We start from the raw sequence: 23,669 nt of genomic DNA, 5'->3' as shown, positions 1-23,669 counted from the left end.
AGCCTCAACGGTTGTTGGGCTGGTGCATGGAAATCAGGCGGTAGAACAGCACCCGCCCGCCTTCGTTGGTGGGCCCCTCCCCATCGCGCAAGCGGGCGCCTGCCTTGAAATACAGGTGATGGTCGCTCCAGGCGCCATCCAGTTGCAGACCCAGGTCTCCCGTGCGAGAACCCGCGCCGTGGGCGCGCACGGTGAGTACACCGGTGCGCGCCAGCTTGATGTCGTAGCTGAAACGACTGTTAAGTGGCAGGCGTTCCAGCAGAATGACCTCCTTGGGACTGTCGCTGGGGCTCTCCCTTAGCCGGGCAATCAGCTGGCCTTGCGTCGTCTGACCCCGATCCTCTTCGGTCGAGCGCTCCACCCGGTAGACCAGTTGCAACAGCGGTTCGGGTGCGGCGGGCACCCGGGCCTGGTCCTCGATCTCGCTGATGACGACCTCTGGACGCGACGGCACCTGCTGTACGGCGACTTCCGCCTGCAACAGCGCATCGGCATCGCGGTACTTCCACGCATAGGTGCTGCCATCCGGTCGCGTCTCGCGCAATTCGGTGGCGGGATAGTCATCGAAGGGTTGCGGGGTGCCCGTCACCGGCACCCAGAACAGCAAGGTGCCGCCCTGGCCCCGCATGAGATAGGGACTGCGAAAACCGCTGCTGTTGAGTTCGGCGGTCTGTACCTGAGCCACAGGCATGGGTACCGGTACCGTCAGATTCCATTCGGCGAGATCGATCATGGGCTTCTCGGTTGCCAGATGCCTGACAAGCATCACCCAGACAGGTGATGCTTGTCAGCCAGAGCGCCCGTGGAAGGCGCTCCGGATCAGCCTTGCGGCTTGAACACCAGCAGGCCGAGGGGCGGCAGGTTCAGGTTGAGGGACGCCGGTTGGCCGTGGGCCGCGACCTCCTCCGCCGTCACGCCGCCACCATTGCCCAGGTTGGAGCCGCCATAGCGCTCGGCATCGCTGTTGAAGATCTCCTGCCAGTGACCCAGCGCAGGCACGCCCACTCGATAGTCGTTACGCGGTACCGGGGTGAAATTGGCGATCACCAGCAGGGGCCGCTGCTGGGCATCTCGACGCAGCCAGGCGAAGACGCTGTTGCCGTTATCATCGTCCACCACCCAGTCGAAGCCCTCGGGCAGGTGGTCGCGCTCGTGCAACGCCGGCTCGTGACGATAGAGATGGTTGAGATCGGCGAGCAACTGCTGCACACCGCGATGGGTGCCATGCTCCAGCAGGAACCAGTCCAGCTCGCGGTCGTGGCTCCATTCGCGCCACTGGCCGAACTCACAGCCCATGAACAGCAGCTTCTTGCCCGGGTGGGTCCACATGAAGCTCAGGTAATTGCGCAGATTGGCGAATTTCTGCCAGACGTCACCCGGCATCTTCTCGATCATCGAGCCCTTGCCGTGTACCACCTCGTCATGGGAGATGGGCAGCACGAAACGCTCCGACCAGGCGTACACCAGGCCAAAGGTCATCTGGTGATGGTGGTACTGGCGATAGACCGGGTCCTCTTCCACATAGTGGAGGGTGTCGTTCATCCAGCCCATGTTCCACTTGAAGTCGAACCCCAGGCCACCTTCGCTCACCGGCGCGCTGACGCCCGGCCAGGAGGTGGATTCCTCGGCGATCACCAGGGCACCCGGTGCTTCTTCATGGACCACCTCGTTGAGATGACGCAGGAAGGCGATGGTCTCCAGGTTCTCGCGGCCACCATGGATGTTGGGGATCCACTCACCCTGCTTGCGCGAGTAGTCGCGGTAGAGCATGGAGGCCACGGCGTCGACCCGCAGGCCGTCGATGTGGAAATGCTTCAGCCAGTGCATGGCCGAGGCCAGCATGAAGCCATGCACCTCATGGCGCCCCAGGTTGTAGATGTAGGTGTTCCAATCCTGGTGGAAGCCCTCGTAGGGGTGTTCGTACTCGTACAACGCGGTGCCGTCGAAGCGGGCCAGGCCGTGTTCGTCGGTGGGGAAATGCGCCGGTACCCAGTCGAGGATGACGCCGATGTCCGCCTGGTGGCAGGCATCGACGAAGGCGGCAAAATCAGCCGGCGAGCCGAAACGCGAGGTGGGCGCGAACTGACCCAGTGGCTGGTAACCCCAGGAGCCGCTAAAGGGGTGCTCCATGATCGGCAACAGCTCGATATGGGTGAAACCCATCTCGCGAACGTAGGGAATCAGGCGCTCGGCCAGCTCGCGCCAGTTGTACAGGCGACCTTCGTCACCGCCCTCCCGGCGCCAGGACCCAGCGTGCAATTCGTACACCGATATCGGCGCCTCCAGGCCCTGGAGTTCACGGCGCCGAGCCATCCAGTCCTGGTCGTGCCAGGTGAAGGGCTTGTTGTCGGCGACCACCGAAGCGGTACGCGGGGGCAATTCCGCCGCCAAGGCGATGGGGTCGGCCTTGAGCGGCAGCACACCGTGCTGGCCGAGGATCTCGTATTTGTAGGCCGTTCCCACCGGCAGGCGCGGCACGAACAGTTCCCAGACGCCGCTGTTGGCGCGTAGGCGCATGGGCAACCGGCGCCCGTCCCAGCTGTTGAAGTCCCCGACGACCGAGACCCGACGGGCATTGGGTGCCCAAACCGCGAAGCGTACGCCCTCCACGCCGTCGACCTGGCAGCGCTGGGCGCCGAAGGTCTCGCCAAGGTTGCGGTGACGCCCCTCGTTGAACAGATAGAGGTCGGTTTCTCCCAACAGCATCCCGAAGGAATAGGGATCCTCGGTTTCCTGCACACCGCTGGGCCAGCGGATCATCATCTTGTAGGGCGCGGCATATTCCAGCCGCGCGACGAACAAGCCGGGTACCCGTCCCGGTTGCATCTGGGCCAGTGGCCGACCGCTCACGCGATCGACCAGCTCAGCACCCAGGGCGTTGGGCAGGAAGGCGCGGACGATCACGCCCTCGCCATCGGGATGGGGACCAAGCACGGCGAAGGGATTGCCGTGCTCGCCGCGGGCCAGCGACTCGGCTTCGGCAGCCGAGAGCCGAGCGTCGTCCAGGGGAGCGACGGAGGCGGTGGTGTGATCGGTCATGCGCGGGCTCCAGACAAGAGGGTCTCGACAATGGCGACGACGCCACGTAGCGGGATGTTGATCCAGGTGGGTCGGTTGGCAGCCTCGTAGCCTATCTCGTAGACAGCCTTCTCCAGGCTGTAGAGATCCAGCGCCGCCTGTTCTCCCCGCTCGCTCCACTGGTGGCCGATGTCGGCCGCTGCGGTGCGATAGGCTTCCAGGAAGGCTGCATAGGACGAATTCCGGTAGGTTTCCGCAGCCTTGGCACGCAGACGCAGATTCTCGTCCGAGGTATCGGCACCGGCATTGCTGGACTGGGTAACCATGGCTGCGGCGTAGTCGAACGAACGCAGGACCCCGGCGACATCCTTGTGCGGACCGTACTTGCCACGCCGCTCTTCCAGCGAACGCGCCGGTTCACCTTCGAAGTCGATGAGGATGGCATCGTCCTGCGCCACCAGTACCTGACCGAGGTGCAGGTCGCCATGGACGCGGATGCGCAGGCCCCCTTCCACATCGGCCGCCAGCGCCTCGATGCGCTTGGCCAGCGCCTCGCGCTTGCCGACCAGCCCTTGCAGCAATTGCTTGCCGGTGGCATCGAGCTGATCGCCCATGCCTTGCAGGGTATCCAGCGCGCCGTCCACCTGAACGCGGACGCGATGCGCCAGCTCCTTGGCCGCCTGGGCGTCCACGGTTTCCGGGGCGAAGGCCGCATCGTCAGTGGGCTGAGCGAGCACCAGGTGCATTTCACCCAGGCGCTTGCCGAGCACGCCGGCAAAGGCGGCCAGGTCGCCCATGGCGGTGAACTCGTTCTCCACGTCGGAGATGCCGCCGCTGAGCAGATCACGCGTGACCCGATCCAGCCCGTCGAGGCTCCAGGTCCAAGCATCACCTTGGTTGTGGATGTGTTGCTGCACGAGCATCAGCACATGCGGCGTGCCATCGGCCGCGATGCGTTGGGCCACGGCGTGGGTGGCGGCGATATTGGCGAACCCAGCCTGGGCCAGATAGCGCCCCATTTCCACTTCCGGATGGATACCCGGCGCCACCTTGCGGATCAGCTTGAGCATCAGGTGGTCGCCGACGATCAGCGAGCTATTGGACTGTTCGACACCCAGGTGCTTGATCTCGATGTCCGGATCCAGCGCGAAGTCCTCGGACTGATCATAGACCTCGAAGCTCAGTTCACCCGCGGGCAAGGCGAGCTTGGCCCCCTTGTGGAAGGCGTCGAACACGCCATGCACGAAGCTAGTCAAGGCGAAGGCATCGGTCACCAGGCCAACGCGGCGCACGTGCCGGATGCGGGAGATGGCCAGCTGGGTCGCCAGCGGGCTGCAGTGCTGGTCCTCTTCGGCGAGGAAGCCCAGTGGCAGCGCATAACGCTCCTCGCCCTTGGCGTTGGTCACCACTACTTCGCTGAACATCACCGGCAGCTTGGGGGTATTGATCTGGGCGGCGTAGTCCAGACGCACGCCAGTGATGGCCTCGTCCTTGGAACCGAACCAGCGGCGCTTGGGCAGATAGACCGGCAGCACCTCTTCGAAGATGCGGCGCGGCTCGCCGTCGAGCAGCTCCTGCAGATTGCGCTTGATCACTACCGTCTGGTAGTCGGGCATCGGCGCTGGTGGCTCGGTGTGCCAGGAGGGCATTTGTTCGTTGCCGGCCAGGTAGAACCAGTAGAAGCCATAGGGCGGCAGGGTCAGCATGTAGGGCAGCTGGCCGATGGGCGGGAAGGCGCTGCCGCCGATCATTTCGACCGGCACCTGACCGGCGAAGTTGGACAGGTCCAGCTCCACCGCCTGGGCAGCGCGGGAGACGTTGGCCACGCAGAGGATGGTCTCGTGCTCACCTTGGGCGTTGGTGAAATCCCGCAGGTAGGCCAGGATCCGTCTGTTGGTGGGCGACAGCATCTTCAGGGTGCCGCGGCCGAACGCCTTCTGCTGCTTGCGCACGGCCAGCATGCGACGCGTCCAGTTGAGCAGCGAATGGGGATCGCGGGACTGGGCCTCGACGTTGATCGCCTGGTAGCCGTAGAGCGGGTCCATGATCGACGGCAGCACCAGGCTGGCTGGGTCGGCGCGGGAGAAGCCGCCGTTGCGGTCGACCGACCACTGCATCGGGGTCCGTACGCCATCGCGATCGCCCAGGTGGATGTTGTCACCCATGCCGATTTCGTCGCCGTAGTACATCGTCGGGGTACCGGGCATGGACAACAGCAGGCTGTTGAGCAGCTCGATACGCCGACGATCGCGCTCCAGCAGGGGCGCGAGGCGACGGCGGATACCCAGATTGATACGCGCCCGGCGATCCGAAGCGTAGTAGTTCCAGAGATAGTCCCGCTCGCGGTCGGTCACCATCTCCAGGGTCAGTTCATCGTGGTTGCGCAGGAAGATCGACCACTGGCAATTGGCCGGGATCTCCGGGGTCTGGCGCAGAATGTCGGTGATGGGGAAGCGGTCTTCCTGGGCGATGGCCATGTACATACGTGGCATCAGCGGGAAGTGGAAGGCCATGTGGCATTCGTCGCCATCACCGAAGTACAGCTGGGTGTCCTCCGGCCACTGGTTGGCTTCGGCCAGCAGCATGCGGTCCGGATAGTTGGCGTCGATCTCGGCGCGAATCTCCTTGAGCACCACATGGGTCTCGGGGAGGTTCTCGTTGTTGGTACCGTCGCGCTCCACCAGATAGGGAATCGCGTCCAGGCGCAGACCGTCGACGCCCAGGTCCAGCCAGTACCTCATGATCGAGATGACCGCCTTCATGACCTGGGGATTATCGAAGTTCAGGTCCGGCTGGTGGGAATAGAAGCGGTGCCAGAAGTACTGGCCAGCGACCGGGTCCCAGGTCCAGTTGGACTTCTCGGTGTCGAGGAAGATGATGCGGGTGCCGTCGTACTTCTGGTCGTCATCGGACCAGACGTAGAAGTTGCGCGCCGCCGAACCCTTCTTGGCACGCCGTGCCCGCTGGAACCAGGGGTGCTGGTCGGAGGTGTGGTTGATGACTAGCTCGGTGATCACCCGCAGGCCACGGGCATGGGCCTCGGCGATGAACCGCTTGGCATCGGCCATGGTGCCGTAGTCAGGATGAATACCGCGGTATTCGGCGATGTCGTAGCCATCGTCACGACGTGGCGACGGATAGAACGGCAACAGCCAGATGGTGTTGACGCCCAGGCTGGCAATGTAATCGAGCTTGTCGATCAGGCCTGGGAAGTCACCGATGCCATCGTTGTTGGAGTCGAAGAACGACTTCACATGCACCTGGTAGATGATCGCGTCCTTGTACCACAGCGGATCATCGATGAAGGCGGCAGGTTTGCGGGAACGAGCTTTATTAGGTTTTGCCATGTCGTCAGGTCCTTAACAGGGCGTCTGAATCAGATGCGTGCACCGGTCGTCCATGCCGCCCGGCGATGGGGACGGGCCGGTCCAGGCAAGCCGGGATACTCCCTTGGCTGCCTGGCCGACCCGCCTGAGAGGTCGCTAGTGGCCCGCCTGGATACGCCAGATGCCGAAGGGCATCGACGGCTCCAGTCGGGTCCATTGGGTCTTGCCGTGCCAGGCCCAGCGATGCCCGGTCATCAGGTCCTCGCCGTAGGTGGTGGCGTTATCGTCCAGGCCGAGTTCCCACAACGGCAATTCGAAGTGACCTTCCTGCACGTTGAAAGGATCCAAGTTGATGGCCACCAGGATGAAGTTGCCCAGGTCATCGGTACGCTTGCCGAAGTAGAGGATCTGGTCGTTCCAGCAGGTGTAGACCTTCAGCCCCAAATGGGTTTGCAATGCGGGATTCTGCCGGCGGATCCGGTTGAGCTGGGCGATCTCGCCCATGATGTTGCCAGGCGCATAGAAGTCGCGCGGGCGCAGCTCGTATTTCTCCGAGTCCAGGTATTCCTCCTTGCCCGGGGTGAGGGGCGCGCCCTCGCAGAGTTCGAAGCCGGCATACATCCCCCACAGACCGGAACCCATGGTGGCCAGAGCCGCGCGGATCAGGAAGCCGGGACGGCCGCTGTTCTGCAGGAAGACCGGATTGATGTCCGGCGTGTTGACGAAGAAATTCGGCCGATAGCAGTCACGCAGCGGTGCTTCATTGAGTTCGGTGAGGTACTCGGTCAGCTCGGCCTTGGTGTTGCGCCAGGTGAAGTAGGTATAGCTCTGGCTGTACCCGACCTTGCCCAGGCGCGCCATCATGGCCGGCTTGGTGAAGGCCTCGGCGAGGAACATCACATCGGCGTCGCGACCGCGGATATCGGCGATCAGCCATTCCCAGAACGGCAGCGGCTTGGTATGGGGGTTGTCGACGCGGAAGATCTTCACACCCTGCTCCACCCAGTGCCAGACCACGTCACGCAGCGCCAGCCACAGATCCGGCACGGCATCCTTGGCATAGAAGTCGACGTTGACGATGTCCTGGTACTTCTTCGGTGGGTTTTCCGCATAGCGCATGGACCCGTCGGGACGCCAGGAGAACCAGCCCGGATGCTCCTGCAGCCAGGGGTGATCAGGCGAACACTGGATGGCGAAGTCTAGTGCGATCTCCAGGCCATGGTCGGCCGCCGCGGCCACCAGGGCACGGAAGTCGTCCAGGTTACCCAACTCCGGATGCACGGCATCGTGACCGCCATCCGGGCTGCCGATGGCATAGGGACTGCCCGGCTGATCGGCACCGGCGCCCAGGGTGTTGTTCTTACCCTTGCGGTGCGCCAGGCCGATCGGGTGGATCGGTGGGAAATACAGCACATCGAAACCCATGTCGCGCACGCGCGGCAATTCGCCGATCACGTTGCGGAAGGTGCCGTGACGCTGGGGATCGTCGGTGATGGAACGCGGAAAGAGTTCGTACCAGCTGGCGAACTCGGCACGAACCCGCTCGATGTCCAGCGGATATTCAATGCTGTGGGTCAGATGGACATAGGCATCCACCGGCGTCATCGCCTGGCTCGCCTCGCCCGCCAGCAGCACGGCGACCTTGTCACCTTCGCTACCGGCCTGATCCAGCCGCTGCAGCAGGGCCTCCAGGGGACCACGCTGCTCGCCTTCGGCGCGGGACAGCGCCTGCTCCACATGGATACGGCCCTCCTGCAACTCCAGGTTCAGCCCGACGCCCGCGGCGTACTTCTTTTCGATCTCGTAGCGATAGGTACCCCAGACGTCCCACCAGGCCTGGACAACGAATTCATAGCGACCCACCGCTGGCGGCGTGAAGCGGCCCCGCCACAGGTCGTTGGTTTCCAGGGTCAACGGAGCCTGCTGCCAGTTCTCCTCACCCTCCTGCCGCCAGAGCACAGTGGCGGCCAGCTTGTCGTGGCCGTCGGCGAAGATCTTGGCGGTCACCTCAATGACCCGGCCGGCGATACCCTTGGCGGGAAACTGGCCATTGTCGACGGTCGGCGTTACCGACTCGATGGCAATGCGTGGGGTCTGGGCAGCCGTGGCGGGATCGAGGGAAAGCGTGGAAAAAGAACCGGGGAGATCGGTGTTCGACATCGAGCCTGACTCCATCTAGAGACGCGTGAAAGGCCGCAACGCCCAAGCGATGCGACCTAGGTCATGAACCCGCTACTGCTTGGCTTACCGCCAAAGAGACCCGGCTGGCCGCCCCCCTGGGACAGGGGGGCGATAGTCCACAGTAATGCCTTGAAAGGCACAACTCCTGACAGCCGCGGCCCTACTGCTACCGGAATCGCTCACGCGGGTATGTCTGAAAGAGTCTGAGCGCCGGCGACGCGCAAAAGTTCAGCCGAACAGCGATGACTGAGACTTTCGAAAAATACTAATAAAACCTTATTATTCAACAGCTTGAACAAGAAATCTAAAGTCTTTTATAGCCTGTAGAGCGAACGCTTCGGTATCGACCGCACCGCACCGAAGCGTCGCGCCTGAACACCCGAGCAATGGCCCTACAGATGAGTATCCACCTAAACTAAGTAGCCTAAGCCATTGAAATCAATGAAAAGGCGTATAGGGCAAATCGCGCTTGTGTGCGCTACGGCGGTAGGTGTTGAGGATGATCTCCAGGGTCGCCGGACTCACTGCCTTGCCTTCAAGGAAATCGTCGATTTCCGCATAGGTGATGCCAAAGGCATCTTCGTCGGCCTTGCCTGGCGACAGGGATTCCAGATCAGCGGTGGGCACCTTGTGCACCAGATCGTCAGGCGCGCCCAGCCACTCGGCCACGGCCCGTACCCGCCGCTTGTTGAGGCCGTGCAAGGGGGTGAGGTCACAGGCGCCATCACCGAACTTGGTATAGAAACCCATCAGGGCCTCTGCCGCATGGTCGGTCCCTATCACCAGGCCCCGGCGCGCCCCGGCGACGGCGTACTGGGCGATCATGCGCTGACGCGCCTTGATGTTTCCCAAGGTGAAGTCTTCATGGAGCTCGTCATTGAAGGCCACCTTGGCTTCTCGGACCGAGGCAAGCATGGCGTCGCTGGCGGGCTTTATGTTGACGGTATGGGTCTCATCGGGCTGGATGAATGCAAGCGCGCGCTGGGCATCTTCCTCATCGCGCTGGACCCCATAGGGCAGGCGCATGGCGATGAATCTCAGGCGAGCGTTGCCGCTCTCTTCTCGCGCCCGCGCCACGGCCAATTGGGCCAGACGGCCAGCGGTGGAGGAATCCACGCCGCCGCTGATGCCCAGTACATAGCTTTCCTGTTGGCTGTTCAGCAGATAATCCTTGAGAAACTGGATGCGACGCTCCGCTTCCTCGGCCGGATCGAAATGCTCTGGGACCTGCAAGGCTTGGATGATGTCGCGCTGAAGGGCTTCGGTCATCGGGCGTTCTCCTTGGATTCGCGTTCAAGACGTTGATGATAGGGCACCACGGCATCAAGACTATGACGGGCGGCGGCCAGCTGTACCGCCTCCCGATCGCCTGGGAAAAGCCGCGTTTCGGAATAGAGCACGATGTCTTCGTTCACCCGGTAGCCCCAGGCGAAACAGACGGTTCCCTGGGCGATGCCGTCGGCACCCCCTGGGCCGGCCAGACCGGTATTAGCGATGGCTATCTGGGCTGGGCTGTCGCGCAGCGCGCCCTCGGCCATCTCCCGCGCGACCTCTTCACTGGTGAGGTTGTAGCGTTCGATGGTCTCGGGCTTGACACCCAACAGCCGCTGTTTGGCTTCGGGCGAGTAGACGACGTAGCCGGACTCGATGCAGCTCCCGCTGCCAGGGATTTCCGACAATAGTCCGACCACCTTGCCGGCGGTGCAGGATTCCGCCGTGGTGAGCTGCAGCTCGTGATCCTTGAGATAGTCCAGCATGGACTCGATGGTGTTCATGATCGTCTTGCTCCAAATAGCGTTCTCCTGCGTTGGAAGAACAGCGATTCGGGGAAGTTCGGGGCTGACCGGGGCCAGTTTTTCCAGATCGGCAGGGGTGTCGATGTCGCAGTGGATGCCGGGATCCATGACCTCCCGCTCTAGCACCTGGCCTTGGCGCAGGAGCCGTTTCGCTCCTTCGTCACCCTGGAGCTCGCTCAGCCCAGCGGCAAAATTCCGACCAAAGAGCACCGGATGACCGCGCCGCCCCTGATTCCGGGGCACGACGATACGCCCGGGCTCGTGCAGTTCCAGCAGCTGGCGAGCCGTCGATGGCTGGACGAAGGGCATATCACCGAGTGCGACCAACCAGCCTGTTGCCGTTGGGGTCGCCTGTACTGCGGCGGCCAGGCTGTCGCCCATGCCGGTGGTGGGCAGGCTCAAGACCTGCAGCCCTTCCTGGAGCGCCAGCTCCGCGCGCCAGGGGACGCTATCCGAGACCACGGCCAGGCACGGCAGACCCAGGCCCCTCCAGAGGCGAAAGGTCGTTTGCAATACGCTCAGTTGAGACGCGCCAGGCAGCATCGCCTGCAACTTGTCGCCGCCGCCTGCCGCGCGAAAACGACTGCCGACACCAGCCGCCAGGATCAGCACCTGTACCGATGCCATCCCTAGGCGACCTGCTCCACCGCCACCAGGGCGCGCTTTTTCTGGGTCAGGGCGATGCCATTCTTGACCGCCACGATCTCCGCCAGCAGCGACAGGGCGATTTCGGGCGGTGTATGGCTGCCGATGTGCAGGCCGATGGGGCCATGCAGCCGATTGATGGCGGCCACCGGTACGTCCAGTTGCAGCAGACGATCGCGGCGTTTGTCGTTGTTGCGCAGCGAGCCCAGTGCCCCCACGTAGAAGGCATCGGATTGCAGCGCGGTCAGCAGTGCCAGGTCATCCAGCCGAGGGTCATGGGTCAGGGCCACTATCGCGGTGCGCTCGTCTGGCCGGATCGACAGCACGGCGTCGTCTGGCATGCCGGAGATGAAGCGCGCCTGGCGCGTCTCCCACCCCTGGCGGAACTCCTCGCGGGGATCGCAAACCAGCACCTCGAAATCGAGCATGGCGGCCATGTCGGCGACATAGAGCGACAGCTGACCGGCACCGATGAGCAACAGCCGCCAGCGCGGTCCGTGCACCAGTCGCAGCAGCTGCTCGTCCAGGGAAACCGGCTCATCGCACTCGGCGCTGGAAATACGCACTTCGCCAGTCGCCAGGTCCAGTTCGCGCAACGCCAGTTGGTGATGCTCGCACCGCTCCAGCAGCTGCGCCACCCAGTCGGCATCCGCGACTCGCTCCTGCACCAGGCGCAGGGTGCCGCCACAGGGCAATCCAAAACGCGCGGCTTCGTCGCCCGAAACACCATAGGTGATCACTTCGGGACGGTCGCCAGCGAACTGGCCCGCGTGGAGCCGGGCGATGAGATCGTCTTCGATGCAACCGCCGGAGACCGAGCCGCAGACCTGACCATCGTCACGCAGCGCCAGCATGGCGCCCGGCGGGCGTGGCGAGCTGCCCCAAGTCTGGACCACGGTGAACAGGCTCACGCCATGACCCTCCCGTCGCCAGGCCAGGGTCTTGCGCAAAACCTCTTGATCGACACTGTCCACGCCCTGCTCCTCTCTATCCTGCGCCTGTGACGGCGAAATCGTCGTTCCGGGGGTAGAACCCAACGACGGAGCGGGGTTCCCCAGCGGCGGAACCCCCGGGAGCGCCGGCCTATCCATAAGGGATACCCCCTTATGGAGAATGCTCATGCCCCGCTCGATCTGGAAAGGCGCCGTCAGCTTCGGCCTGGTGCACATCCCCGTATCGGTCGTTTCGGCGACCCGGCAGTCGGGCATCGATTTCGATTGGCTGGACGAGCGCAGTCTCGACCCGGTGGGCTACAAGCGCATCAACAAGACCACCGGCAAGGAGGTGCCCAGCGAGCACATCGTTAAGGGGGTCGAACATGGCAAGGGCAAGTACGTGGTGCTCAGTGAGGACGAAATCCACAATGCCCTCCCCGAGGCCACGCGCACCATCGACATCCTCACCTTCGTCGAAGCCCGGGAGATCTCCATCCTGCACTTCGAGAAGCCCTACTACCTGGCGCCGGACAAGAATGGCGAGAAGGTCTATGCCTTGCTCAGGGATACCCTGAGCGCCGCTGGCAAGGTCGGGGTGGCCAACCTGGTGATGCACTCCAAGCAGCACCTGGCGGTGATCATGCCCCTGGGCAACGCCCTGGTGCTCAACACCCTGCGCTGGGCCGACGAGGTTCGATCCGTCGAAGACGTGGGGCTCGAAGGCCTGGACGCCAAGGTCACCAAGAAGGAGGTGGACATGGCCCAGCGCCTGGTGGCCGACATGACCGAGCAATGGGACCCGGACCAGTACCATGACACCTTCAAGGACAACGTCATGGCCCTGGTCGAGCGCAAGCTCAAGGACGGCAAGCTCGAAGCCGTCGCCGCGGAACCCGAGGCCGATGACAGCGGTGCCGATGTCATCGATCTGACCGAACTGCTGCGCCGCAGCCTGGGTGGCAAGAAGGACAAGACCAAGGATGCGCCCAAGCCCAAGAGCGCGAGCCGCTCGACTAGCCGGCGCAGCCCGGCTGCCAGCCGTACGCGCAAGGCCAAGTGAGGAGCGCCGCCATGGCCAGTTCGTCCAGCGAATACAACCGCAAGCGCAACTTCGATATCACCGCCGAGCCGCGTGACGAGGACAGCCCGCGTCGGCGCAAGGCCAAGGGTGCCCTGAGCTTCGTCATCCAGAAGCACGATGCGCGCCGCTTGCACTATGACTTCCGCCTGGAACTGGACGGTACGCTCAAGAGCTGGGCGGTGCCCAAGGGCCCCAGCCTGGACCCCGGTGAAAAGCGCTTGGCGGTCCAGGTGGAGGACCATCCGATCGCCTACGGTGGCTTCGAGGGCAGCATTCCCGAAGGCCAGTATGGCGCAGGCGATGTCATCGTCTGGGATCGCGGCGAATGGCAGGCCGACGGCGATCCTGCGCAAGCCTATGCCGCTGGCAAGCTCAAGTTCGAGCTCAGGGGCGAAAAGCTCCGTGGCCACTGGACCCTGGTACGCACCCGCTTGCGGGGCCATAGCGACAAGCCCCAGTGGCTGCTGATCAAGGAGCGCGACGATCAGGCACGGGAAACCGCCGAGTACGACATCACGGTGGAGGCGCCTGACAGCGTACTGAGCGACAAGACCCTGCCGCGCCTGGCCAAGGGTACCAAGGCCAAGGAAGCCAAGGCTTCCACCCAAGCGGCCAGCCCCAAGGCGCCAGCGCGCAAGACCACCGCCAAGGCTCGAAAGGCCGACCTGCCGGCGACCCTGGAGGCCCAGCTGGCGACCCTGGTCGACAGCCCACCGGCGGGAGACTGGCTGTACGAGGTGAAATACGACGGCTATCGTCTGCTCGCCCATATCGAGGGCAGCGCGGTCAGTCTGTTCACCCGCAGCGGTAACGACTGGACCGAGCGCCTGCCGGACCAGGCCAAGGCCCTCGCCGCCCTTGGCCTCGACAATGCCTGGCTGGACGGCGAGATCGTGGTCAATGACGCCCATGGGGTCTCCAGCTTCCAGGCGCTGCAGAATGCCTTCGAGACCGGCAAGGACAGCCGTATCGCCTATTACCTCTTCGACCTGCCCTATCTCAACGGCGCGGATTTGCGCGAGGTCCCGGTCGAGCAACGCCGTGAGCTGCTGGGCAAACTGCTGGAGAACAGCAACGAGAGCGACCTGCTGCGCTTTTCCGCCGCCTTCGAGGTACCGGCCGATCGCATCCTGGCCAGCGCCTGCGAACTTGGTCTGGAAGGCGTGATCGGCAAGCGCCTCGGCAGCCCCTATCGCTCCCGCCGCAACAAGGACTGGATCAAGCTCAAGTGTGCCCATCGCCAGGAATTCATCATCGTCGGCTATACCCCACCCAAAGGGGGTCGCCAGCACCTGGGCGCCCTCCTGGTAGCGCTGCATGATGAGCAGGGAGCGCTGCACTATGCCGGCAAGGTCGGCACCGGCTTCACCGCGGCGATGCTCAAGCAGTTGCACGCCAGATTCCAGCCGCTGATCGTAGAACGGCCACCGGTGGTGGATCCGCCCAAGGGCGCCGCCTATCGCGAGGTGACCTGGCTGAAGCCGGAACAGCTGTGCGAGATCGCCTATGCCGAGATGACCCAGGATCGCATCGTCCGTCAGGGCGTCTTCCACGGTTTGCGCGAGGACAAGCCAGCCCAGGAGATTGGACTGGAAGAAGCGGCACCAGCGCGCGAAGCTGAACGATCCGGCCCTTCATCCTCCTCTAGCCGAAAATCCTCGCGCACGTCCAAGGATGCCACCGTAGCTGGCGTGCGTATCAGCCATCCGGGGCGAGTGATCGACGAGGCCAGCGGCGCGACGAAGCTAGACGTCGCCCGGTATTACGAAGCCGTGGCGGACTGGATGCTGCCCCATCTGGCCGACCGCCCCGTAGCGCTGGTGCGTACCCCCGAAGGCATCGCCGGCGAGCAGATCTTCCAGAAGCACAAGCAGACCCTGGCCATTCCCCACATCCGCGAACTGGATACGGAGCTCGATCCCGGTCATGCGCCGTTGATGGTCATCGACAGCCGCGATGCCCTCATCGGTGCCGCCCAGATGGGTACCGTGGAATTCCACACCTGGAACGCCACCGCCGACCGCATCGACCGACCCGACCGCTTCATCCTCGATCTCGACCCTGATCCCGCCCTGCCTTGGTCACGCATGGTGGAGGCGACGGAGTTGGTGCTCACTCTCCTCGACGAGCTGGGGCTGCAGGCCTTCGTCAAGACCAGCGGCGGTCGCGGCCTGCACCTGGTGGTCCCCCTGGATCGCCGGCAGGACTGGGAAACGGTCAAGGGCTTCGCCCAGGCCGCGGCGCAGCACCTGGCCACTACCCTGCCCAAGCTCTTTGCCGCCAAGATGGGCGCGCAGAATCGGCAGGGCCGGATCTTCGTCGACTACCTGCGCAACCGCCATGGCGCCACCACGGTCAGCGCCTTTTCCCTGCGCGCCCGGCCGCACCTCGGCGTTTCGGTACCCATTGCCCGCGACGAGCTGTCGACCCTCCAGGCCAGCGACCAATGGCGCCTCGATACCCTGCTGCAGCGCATCGAAGGGCTCAAGGACGACCCTTGGGCGGGATATGCGAAGGTGCGCCAGGGGCTTACCCGGGCGCGGCGCGAACGTTTGGGCGCGGATTAGCGACGCGCCTATCGTCGGCCAACGTACCGCCTAAGCGAAACCCCTTATCGCTACCCGTGGTCTGCACTAACGAGCGTTGTCGTGGACAGCGCCGTCGCCAGCCACGGGATGGAGCCGATGTCGATCGATCTGGATAGCCTTCAGGACACCCTGGACGAGTGGGCCTATGAAGAGGTCACTCCTGTACTGCTGCAACACCGCCTCCAGATTCTCAATCAGCGTGGTCTCGACCGCCTGCCGCTGCCAGGCCAGGGTAAGACCCTGGATCGCTGGCGCGCCCTGGCCAAGGTGGCCAATCACGACCTAGGTCTGGTCAAGCTGTACGAAGGCCACACCGATGCCCTCGCCATCCTGAGCGAACTGGATGGTTTCGTGCCATTGCCCGACAGCCTCTGGGGTGTCTGGGCGGCCGAACCGCCGGATGCACGCCTGCTGGTCCGCTATGGCGCCGACAGCATGGTCACCCTGCATGGCCGCAAGTCCTGGTGCTCGGGCGCTTCACTGGTCAGCCACGCGCTGGTGACCGCCTGGATGGACGATCATCCGATGCTGGTCGCCGTGGAAATGAATCAACCCGGCGTCGAGGTGACCCAGGACGGCTGGCGCGCCGTCGGCATGCAGGCCACCGGTAGCGTCGACGTCCTGTTCGACGGCGCCGCGGGCGTTCTCGTTGGTGCGCCGGGTCGCTATCTGCATCGTCCCGGCTTCTGGCATGGCGGTGGCGGCATCGCGGCCTGCTGGTATGGCTCGGCTACCGCCTTGGCCGATACCTTGCGGGCCCATTGCAAGCGCCATCGCGAACCTCACGCCCTGGCCCACCTGGGGCATGTGGACGCCGCCCTGCTTGGCGCGGCGACCGCGCTTCGCCAGGCGGCCGCCTGGATAGATCGCGAACCCACCGCAGATGCCCGCTATCCCATCTGCCAGTTACGTGCCGTGGTGGAACAGTGCTCGGAGATCGTTATTCGCCATGCCGGTCGCGCCTTTGGCGCCGCCCCGCTGTGTCGTGACGCCTATTGCGCGCGCCATATGGCGGATCTGCCCGTCTATCTACGCCAGAGCCACGCCGAACGCGACCTGGCCGTGCTGGGTGATCTCAATCTGCTGGAGGGTGCTCCTTGGCAACTGTAGGTGATCGTCAGATTCAAGGAACAGGCACCACAGCCGAAGCCTGGCTGCAGTGGAGCGGCTTTGCCGACATGCCGGCCGTGGAAGCTTCCCAGCTGGTACCACCGGGGCACCGGGCGGTGGTCGTCGCCCCTCACCCGGATGATGAAATTCTCGGTTGCGGCGGGCTGCTCTGCCTGCTGGGCGAATTGGGTCGGCGCCTGGCGCTGGTAGCGGTCACCGACGGCGATGGTAGCCATCCGCAATCGACGCTGTGGCCAGCCAGCCGACTACGCAACACTCGACCACTGGAAACCCGCGAAGCCCTGCGCCGTCTGCAGCTGGAGCGTACCACCGTGACCCGGCTGGCGATCCCCGATGGCCAGGTGAGCGAGCAGGAAGACCTCCTGTGCCAACGCCTGCTTGATTTCTTCACGCCCGAGGACGTGGTCTTCGCCACCTGGCGCCTGGATGGTCACCCCGATCACGAGGCCACCGGCCGCGCCGCGGTGGAAGCCTGCCGGGTACGGGGAGCCCGCTGCATCGAGGTGCCGATCTGGACCTGGCACTGGGCGGCGCCCGGCGATGCCCGGGTACCCTGGGCCCGCGCCCAGCGCCTCGATCTGCAAGACGACGTCGTGGCGCTCAAGAAGCAGGCGGTGAATGCCTTCGGCAGTCAGTTGACCGAGGACAGCAGCACGGGCCAGGGGCCGATTCTGCCGGACACCGTCGTCACCCGCCTGACGCGTGCCTGGGAGGTCTACCTCACATGACCGTCTCCATGAGCTATTTCGACTCGCTCTACGCCGACAGTGAAGACCCCTGGGACTATCGCCACCGCTGGTACGAAGCGCGCAAGCGCGACCTGACCCTGGCCATGCTGCCTCATCAACGCTACGCCCAGGGCTATGAACCCGGTTGCTCTACCGGCGAATTGTCACGCCGCCTGGCCGAGCGCTGCGACCGGCTGCTGGTGAGCGACGGCAACGCCTCGGCGGTGGCCACCGCCAGCGAACGCCTGGCCGACCAGAGCCATGTCGAGGTGCGTCATCTGCTGCTGCCCGGCGCATGGCCGCAAGGCAGCTTCGATCTCATCGTCATCAGCGAGATCGGCTATTACCTCGGCGCTGACGGTCTCGACACCCTGCTGGCGCAGGCGCAACGTGCCCTGCTCCCTGGCGGCGTACTGCTCGGCTGCCACTGGCGCCATCCCATCGAGGGGTGCGCCCTGACCGGCGACCAGGTCCACGCGCGAATAGCCGCCCTGCCCGGCCTGCACCGCCTGAGCCAGCTCGAAGAAGCCGATTTCGTTCTTACCCTCTGGTCCTCCGACCCCACCTCCGTCGCCCGCCGGGAGCAGCTTCTATGATAGGTGCCGTGATACCTGCCCATAACGAAGAGCAACACGTCGAACGCTGTCTGCAATCCGTTCTACGCGCCGCACGGCATCCGGCCCTGCTGGGTGAAGAGGTCCAGATCGTCATCGTCCTGGACAGCTGCACCGATGGCACCGCCGACATCGTCCGGCGTCTGCCGGTGACCGCCCTGGAGGTCTGGGCGTGCAACGTGGGCCTGACCCGGGCGACGGGCGCGGCCCATCTGATCCAACGCGGCGCCCGCTGGCTGGCCTGCACCGATGCGGACTCCGAGGTGGCGCCGGACTGGTTCGCCGCCCAGCTCGCCTATGGTGCCGACGCGGTCTGTGGCGTAGTCGAGGTGGACGACTGGGCTCCCCATTCGCCCAGCCTGAGAGCCCGCTACGAGGCGGCCTATCATGACCGTGAAGGCCATCAGCACATCCATGGTGCCAACTTCGGCATCTCGGCGACGGCCTATCTGCAGGCTGGGGGCTTCCCGTCCATGACCGTGGACGAGGACGTCACCCTGGTCACGGCGCTCAAGACCCAGGGCGCGCGGATCGCCTGGAGCAACAGCGTACGCGTCCGTACCAGCTCGCGGCTGGATTGCCGCGCCCGGGGTGGCTTTGGTGATTACCTGAGCCTGCTCGGCGCCACCGCCTGATCCCTAGACGCCCAAGGCGAAAGCCCCGGGTGTCGCGCCGAACTGCCGGCGAAAGGCGGCGATAAAGGCCGACGGTGAGTTGTAGCCGCAGTCCAGGGCGACTTCCGTGACCGCAACGCCCTGCTCCAGGCGCTCCAGCGCACTGATCAGCCGCAACCGCTGCCGCCAGGTTCGGAAGGTCAACTCGGTATCACGCAGGAAGGCCCGACTCAGGGTCTTTTCCGAAGCTCCCAGCACCCCTGACCACTGCGCCAGGGTGCGTTCGTCCGACGGATTGGCCGCCAGCGCCTCGCACAGCAGACGCAACCGACCGTCCTGCGGCGCTGGCAGGGACAGCCCCACTTCCGGCGCCGCCTGCAACTGGTCCAGCATCACCGACACCAGCCTACCCTCGGGCCCTGCCTCGTCATACTCCCGGGCGAAGCCACTGAAGGTCTTGATCAGCTCGCGAATCAACGGACTCACCGCCACCACCCGACAGCGCTCGCCTACGTAGGGCGCTGCCTCGGCGCCCACATAGAGACTGCGCATCTCGGCCTTGGGCGAAGAGCGCACCTGGTGCTCGACATCGGCGGCGATCCACACCGCCCGCTGTGGCGGTGCCACGTAGCTGCCTTCGGCCGTGGTCACCGTCAGCACACCCCTGATGGCATAGGACAGCTGCCCCCAGGGGTGCCGGTGCCAGGGCGTCCAGGCGGGTTGCGCCAGGGATTCGACCCGGGCATAGAGGCGCCGTGGCAGGTTGGTGAGTTCGGGAACGGGACGTTCGACCGCAGACTGTCCGTTTGACGACATCATTGGGGCTTTTCGCGTTAGTCGGCTCGATCAGGAGACGATAGCCTTGAGGCTATTCGCAGACAACCCGAGAGAGACCATGGCTCGTCCCCGCCTGATGCCCGATAACTTTACCCTGCTGTTGGTCGCCACGGTGATCCTCGCCAGCGTGCTGCCCTGCCGCGGCCTCGCGGCCCAGATCGCCAACGTGGTGACCAACATCGCCATCGGCCTGCTGTTCTTCCTGCACGGCGCCAAGCTGTCCCGCCAGGCACTGGTGGCGGGCATCACCCACTGGCGGCTGCACCTGCTGGTGTTTGCCTTCACCTTCGTCACCTTTCCACTGCTCGGGTGGGCGTTGCAGCCGCTGCTGGCGCCCCTGGTGACGCCGGAGCTCTACCTTGGTGTGCTGTTCATGTGCGCCCTGCCGGCCACGGTGCAGTCTTCCATTGCCTTCGTTTCCATGGCCCGCGGCAATGTGTCGGCGGCGGTCTGCAGTGCCTCCCTGTCCAGCCTGCTAGGTATCTTCCTCACGCCGCTGCTGGTACGGCTGCTGCTCGACGCCCATGGCGGCTCTGACGGCCAGAGCACCCTGGACGCCATCGTCAAGATCTGCGTCCAGTTACTGCTGCCCTTCGTCGCCGGCCAGCTGCTGCGCCCGGTCATCGGCCACTGGGTGGACCGCCACAAGGGCAAGCTCAAGTTCGTCGACCAGGGTTCCATCCTGCTGGTGGTCTATACCGCCTTCAGTGCCGCGGTGATCGAAGGCCTGTGGCGAGAAACGCCGATGCTGTCGCTGGTGGGCCTGGTGTTCATCTGCGCGACCCTGCTGACCCTGGTGCTGCTCGCCACCTGTTACAGCGCACGGCTGCTGGGCATGAGCAAGGAAGACGAGATCACCGTGGTCTTCTGCGGCTCCAAGAAGAGCCTGGCCACGGGCGTACCCATGGCCAAGGTGCTGTTCGCCGGCAGCACCATGGGTCCGGTGCTGCTGCCGATCATGCTGTTCCACCAGATCCAGCTGATGGTCTGCGCGGTGCTGGCGCAGCGCTATGCCCGGCGTGAGGCGGTGGAAGCCGCGCCCGTCGCGGCGCCGCTTTCCAAGTGATCTACTGAAGGTGAGGCGCCTGCCTAGCGCGCCTCGTCCTCGCGGACCGGCTTGCGCATCGTCACCCACTCCTCCGCTGCCGTGGGATGGATGCCCAGGGTATCGTCGAAGCAGGCCTTGGTCGCCCCGGCCTTGAGGGCGATGGCCAGGCACTGGATCTGCTCGCCGGCATCCGGTCCGACCATGTGGCAGCCCAGTACCTGATCGCTGTCGGCATCCACCACCAGCTTCATCAGGGTGCGCTCCTGCACCTCGGTCAGGCTGAGCTTGGTCGGCCGGAAGCTGCTCTGGAAGATCTTCAGGCGATGGCCCCGTTCGCGGGCCTCCTCCTCGCTCAGGCCGATGCTGGCCAGGTTGGGCAGGCTGAAGACGGCGCTGGCGATCAGGTCGTAGTTCAGTGGACGATAGCTGTCCGGACTGAACAGGTGGCGCGCCAGGGTCATGCCTTCGGCCAGGGCAACGGGAGTCAGCTGCACCCGGCCAATGACGTCGCCGATGGCATAGATCGAGGGCTCGGAGGTCTGGAAGGTCTCGCCCACCTCGATGAAGCCGCGCTCGTCTAGGGCGACGCCCGTGTTTTCCAGGCCCAGGTCATCCAGCATCGGCCGGCGGCCGGTGGCGTAGAAGACGCAATCGGCTTCCAGGACGCGACCGTCCTTGAGCGTCACCTGCAGGCTGCCATCGGCGGCCTTGTCGATCCGCGCCACGTCGGCGTTGAATTGCAGGTCGTGGCCACGCTTGAGCATCTCGTCGCGCAGATGTTCGCGCACCCCGCGGTCGAAGCCACGCAGGAACAGCTCCCGGCGATACAACAGGGTGGTCTTGGCGCCGAGGCCCTGGAAGATCGATGCGAATTCCACGGCGATGTAGCCACCGCCCACCACCACGACCCGCTTGGGCAGCTCAGGCAGATAGAACGCCTCGTTCGAGGTGATGGCGTGCTCGCGCCCCGGGAAGTCGGGTACGTCCGGCCAGCCACCGGTGGCGATGAGGATGCGCTCGCACCGGTAGCGCTGGCCTTCCACCTCGACGGTATGGGGGTCGAGGATGCGCGCGTGGGCTTCCAGCAGGGTCACCCCACTGTTGACCAGCAGCGCCCGGTAGATGCCATTCAGCCGGCGGATCTCGTGGTCCTTGCTGGCGACCAGGGTATTCCAATCGAAGGCCGGCACCTCGGCATCCCAGCCATAGCCACGCGCCTGGCGAAATTCATCGCGAAAGGAGGCGCCGTAGATGAAGTATTTCTTGGGCATGCAGCCCACGTTGACGCAGGTGCCACCCAGGTAGCGGCTTTCCGCTACCGCCACCCGGGCACCGAGGTCGGCGGCGAAGCGTGCGGCACGCACCCCGCCCGAACCGGCGCCTATCACGAAGAGGTCGAAATCATAGGTCGTCATGAAGCTTTCTCTCTGCTGCTGCTGGCGTCAGCATAACGCAAGCCACCCCTGGCGCGGTGCCAGTGGCCAGCCGCCAGAAACGACAAGGCCACCCGCAGGTGGCCTTCTCGACTGCACGCAGCGGCTTACAGCGCCTTGTATAGATTCTCGAAGCAGAAGTTGGTGGCTTCGACGAAGCCTTCCGCGCTACCGCAATCGAATCGCTGACCCTTGAATTTGTAGGCCAGCACGCAACCGTCCTGGGCCTGCTTCATCAGGGCGTCGGTGATCTGGATCTCGCCACCCTTGCCCGGCTCGGTCTGTTCGATCAGGTCGAAGATGTCCGGCGTCAGGATGTAGCGACCGATGATCGCCAGGTTGGAAGGGGCATCTTCCGGCTTGGGCTTCTCGACCATGTTGTTCACGCGGTAGATGTCGTCACGGATCATCTCGCCGGCGATCACACCGTACTTGTTGGTCTCGTTGGCCGGGACTTCCTGGATGGCCACGATGGAGCAACGGAACTGGTTGTAGAGCTTGACCATCTGCTTGAGGACGCTGTCGCCATCGAGGTTCAGGCAAAGGTCGTCCGCCAGCACCACGGCGAAGGGCTCGTCACCGATCAGCGGACGGCCGGTCAGGATGGCGTGGCCCAGGCCCTTCATCTCCACCTGACGGGTGTAGGAGAAGGTGCAGTTGTCGATCAGTTTACGAATGCCGACCAGGTACTTTTCCTTGTCGGTGTTCTTGATCTGGCTTTCCAGCTCGTAGCTGATGTCGAAATGGTCTTCCAGCGAACGCTTGCCACGGCCGGTGACGATTCCGATTTGATGCAGGCCCGCCTCCAGAGCTTCCTCCACGGCGTACTGCACCAGAGGCTTGTTCACGATGGGCAGCATTTCCTTGGGCATGGCCTTGGTCGCGGGGAGAAAACGAGTGCCATAGCCGGCTGCCGGAAACAGACATTTGGTGATCATGGGAGTCCTTTGATCTGTACGTGAAGGCGAAACGAACGGCGGTCTATCCAGCCGCTTGTCGCATACAATGCCCGAAGCGCGCGACGCTGGAAATAGCCAGGCATGGGCGCTCAGTGGACGTGCGGATACGACTCCAGGATTGGCTTCCGGTTCTGCGCAAAGCGCCAAAGAACTGCTATCGTCCAAAGTTTGGAACCAGCGTCACGACTCCGCGGATAGATCTCGATATGAAGAAATGGATGCTCCCGTTGCTGTGTGTTTCCCTCGCCGGCTGCTCCCTGGGCGGTCACCACGAGGCCGAGGAGACGCGCCCGCTGACCGCGGAACAGACCGCCCTGCTGCGCCAGAACGACCTCTTGCAGGCCAAGCTGCTGGTGCTGGGCGGCAGTGAAGAACAGCTCAAGCTCGCGGATGCCCTCCTGTTGCGCAACGGTGGCAGCAGTGCCGATGGGGAGGTGGAATTCTACCGGGCGGTGGTGGCCATCAAGCAGGGGCCGCAGACCGACGATGTGCTGGAACTGCTGAACACGTCGGCCAGCCACCACTATCCCCTGGCGTACGCCCTGCTCTATCGCATGTACACCGATCCCTTCCTGGTGCCCGAGGCGGATCCCATCCAGGCGCAGACCTACAAGAGCGCCTATGCGGAGCTCGCCGTGGCCAAGAGCGGCTATCCGTCCTTCGACAAGGCCGTGGAAGTCACTCGCCAACTGGCCCCTTGAGGCGACCTCTCTAGCCGGCTGCTTTGCGGCCGGT

At 64.4% G+C, this 23,669-nt stretch carries 18 protein-coding genes and 1 pseudogene; 8 read left to right on the top strand and 11 right to left on the bottom strand.

Translation table 11 applies throughout. The features are described from left to right. Positions 1-4: 4 nt before the first annotated feature. From ACWPW1_RS11005 to ACWPW1_RS10970, 8 genes and pseudogenes are all read right to left on the bottom strand, one after another. A complete protein-coding gene (locus tag ACWPW1_RS11005; protein WP_434776485.1) occupies positions 5-733 on the bottom strand; it encodes a polysaccharide lyase family 7 protein in 729 nt (242 codons plus the stop codon). Between the two features lie 86 nt (positions 734-819). Then, a complete protein-coding gene (glgB, locus tag ACWPW1_RS11000; RefSeq protein ID WP_454252909.1) occupies positions 820-3,039 on the bottom strand; it encodes a 1,4-alpha-glucan branching protein GlgB in 2,220 nt (739 codons plus the stop codon). Next, complete coding sequence (treS, locus tag ACWPW1_RS10995) at positions 3,036-6,365, bottom strand: maltose alpha-D-glucosyltransferase (protein WP_454252908.1); 3,330 nt, start codon at positions 6,363-6,365, stop codon at positions 3,036-3,038. Before treS ends, glgB begins: the two co-directional genes overlap by 4 nt. A 135-nt stretch (positions 6,366-6,500) precedes the next feature. Continuing rightward, entirely contained in the window at positions 6,501-8,504 is a 2,004-nt protein-coding gene (locus ACWPW1_RS10990; protein WP_434776483.1) for a maltotransferase domain-containing protein, read from the bottom strand. Positions 8,505-8,963: 459 nt separating this feature from the next. Continuing rightward, entirely contained in the window at positions 8,964-9,794 is an 831-nt protein-coding gene (nadE, locus tag ACWPW1_RS10985; RefSeq protein WP_271654724.1) for an ammonia-dependent NAD(+) synthetase, read from the bottom strand. Then, on the bottom strand, positions 9,791-10,300 hold the full coding sequence (locus ACWPW1_RS10980) for a CinA family protein (RefSeq protein ID WP_059316868.1): 510 nt from the start codon (positions 10,298-10,300) through the stop codon (positions 9,791-9,793). The genes nadE and ACWPW1_RS10980 overlap by 4 nt, the downstream gene beginning before the upstream one ends. A 210-nt stretch (positions 10,301-10,510) precedes the next feature. Continuing rightward, positions 10,511-10,948: pseudogene (locus tag ACWPW1_RS10975) on the bottom strand (nucleotidyltransferase family protein); the annotation flags it as partial. 2 nt (positions 10,949-10,950) lie between these two features. Further along, positions 10,951-11,940 (bottom strand): XdhC family protein, encoded by a 990-nt coding sequence (locus ACWPW1_RS10970; protein ID WP_434776481.1) that lies wholly within the window; start codon positions 11,938-11,940, stop codon positions 10,951-10,953. 145 nt (positions 11,941-12,085) lie between these two features. On the opposite strand from ACWPW1_RS10970, the gene ku reads away from it, so the two are divergent. The 6 genes from ku to ACWPW1_RS10940 all read left to right on the top strand — a co-directional run bounded on the left by ku (position 12,086) and on the right by ACWPW1_RS10940 (position 18,678). Further along, positions 12,086-12,961 (top strand): non-homologous end joining protein Ku, encoded by an 876-nt coding sequence (ku, locus tag ACWPW1_RS10965; protein WP_454252907.1) that lies wholly within the window; start codon positions 12,086-12,088, stop codon positions 12,959-12,961. Positions 12,962-12,972: 11 nt separating this feature from the next. Beyond that, positions 12,973-15,549, top strand: a complete 2,577-nt coding sequence (ligD, locus tag ACWPW1_RS10960; protein ID WP_454252906.1) for a DNA ligase D — start codon at positions 12,973-12,975, stop codon at positions 15,547-15,549. Positions 15,550-15,657: 108 nt separating this feature from the next. Beyond that, positions 15,658-16,680, top strand: a complete 1,023-nt coding sequence (locus ACWPW1_RS10955) for an acyl-CoA dehydrogenase (RefSeq protein ID WP_454253913.1) — start codon at positions 15,658-15,660, stop codon at positions 16,678-16,680. Beyond that, positions 16,668-17,429, top strand: coding sequence for a PIG-L deacetylase family protein (locus ACWPW1_RS10950; protein WP_454252905.1), 762 nt, complete (start codon positions 16,668-16,670; stop codon positions 17,427-17,429). Before ACWPW1_RS10955 ends, ACWPW1_RS10950 begins: the two co-directional genes overlap by 13 nt. Then, complete coding sequence (locus ACWPW1_RS10945; protein ID WP_434776477.1) at positions 17,426-18,025, top strand: SAM-dependent methyltransferase; 600 nt, start codon at positions 17,426-17,428, stop codon at positions 18,023-18,025. The genes ACWPW1_RS10950 and ACWPW1_RS10945 overlap by 4 nt, the downstream gene beginning before the upstream one ends. After that, positions 18,022-18,678: a glycosyltransferase gene (locus tag ACWPW1_RS10940; RefSeq protein ID WP_271654717.1), complete on the top strand. Its 657-nt coding sequence runs from the start codon at positions 18,022-18,024 to the stop codon at positions 18,676-18,678. Before ACWPW1_RS10945 ends, ACWPW1_RS10940 begins: the two co-directional genes overlap by 4 nt. Before the next feature lie 3 nt (positions 18,679-18,681). Here the strand turns inward: ACWPW1_RS10940 and ACWPW1_RS10935 are convergent, their stop codons facing one another. Further along, the gene (locus ACWPW1_RS10935; protein ID WP_434776476.1) at positions 18,682-19,476 is read right to left on the bottom strand and encodes a helix-turn-helix domain-containing protein; all 795 of its coding nucleotides are present in this window, start codon (positions 19,474-19,476) and stop codon (positions 18,682-18,684) included. Positions 19,477-19,552: 76 nt separating this feature from the next. On the opposite strand from ACWPW1_RS10935, the gene ACWPW1_RS10930 reads away from it, so the two are divergent. After that, positions 19,553-20,560 (top strand): bile acid:sodium symporter, encoded by a 1,008-nt coding sequence (locus ACWPW1_RS10930; protein ID WP_434776475.1) that lies wholly within the window; start codon positions 19,553-19,555, stop codon positions 20,558-20,560. Positions 20,561-20,583: 23 nt separating this feature from the next. Here the strand turns inward: ACWPW1_RS10930 and gorA are convergent, their stop codons facing one another. Then, positions 20,584-21,957, bottom strand: a complete 1,374-nt coding sequence (gene gorA, locus ACWPW1_RS10925; RefSeq protein ID WP_313647568.1) for a glutathione-disulfide reductase — start codon at positions 21,955-21,957, stop codon at positions 20,584-20,586. Positions 21,958-22,082: 125 nt separating this feature from the next. Further along, positions 22,083-22,913, bottom strand: coding sequence for a UTP--glucose-1-phosphate uridylyltransferase GalU (galU, locus tag ACWPW1_RS10920; protein ID WP_059314756.1), 831 nt, complete (start codon positions 22,911-22,913; stop codon positions 22,083-22,085). 239 nt (positions 22,914-23,152) lie between these two features. On the opposite strand from galU, the gene ACWPW1_RS10915 reads away from it, so the two are divergent. Then, on the top strand, positions 23,153-23,635 hold the full coding sequence (locus ACWPW1_RS10915) for a hypothetical protein (protein ID WP_454252904.1): 483 nt from the start codon (positions 23,153-23,155) through the stop codon (positions 23,633-23,635). Positions 23,636-23,669: the final 34 nt, after the last annotated feature.

The sequence above is a fragment of the Pseudomonas sp. Marseille-Q7302 genome, assembly GCF_965111925.1.
Note: the sequence above shows the minus strand (reverse complement) of the source record. Positions and strands in the feature narration are given on the sequence as shown.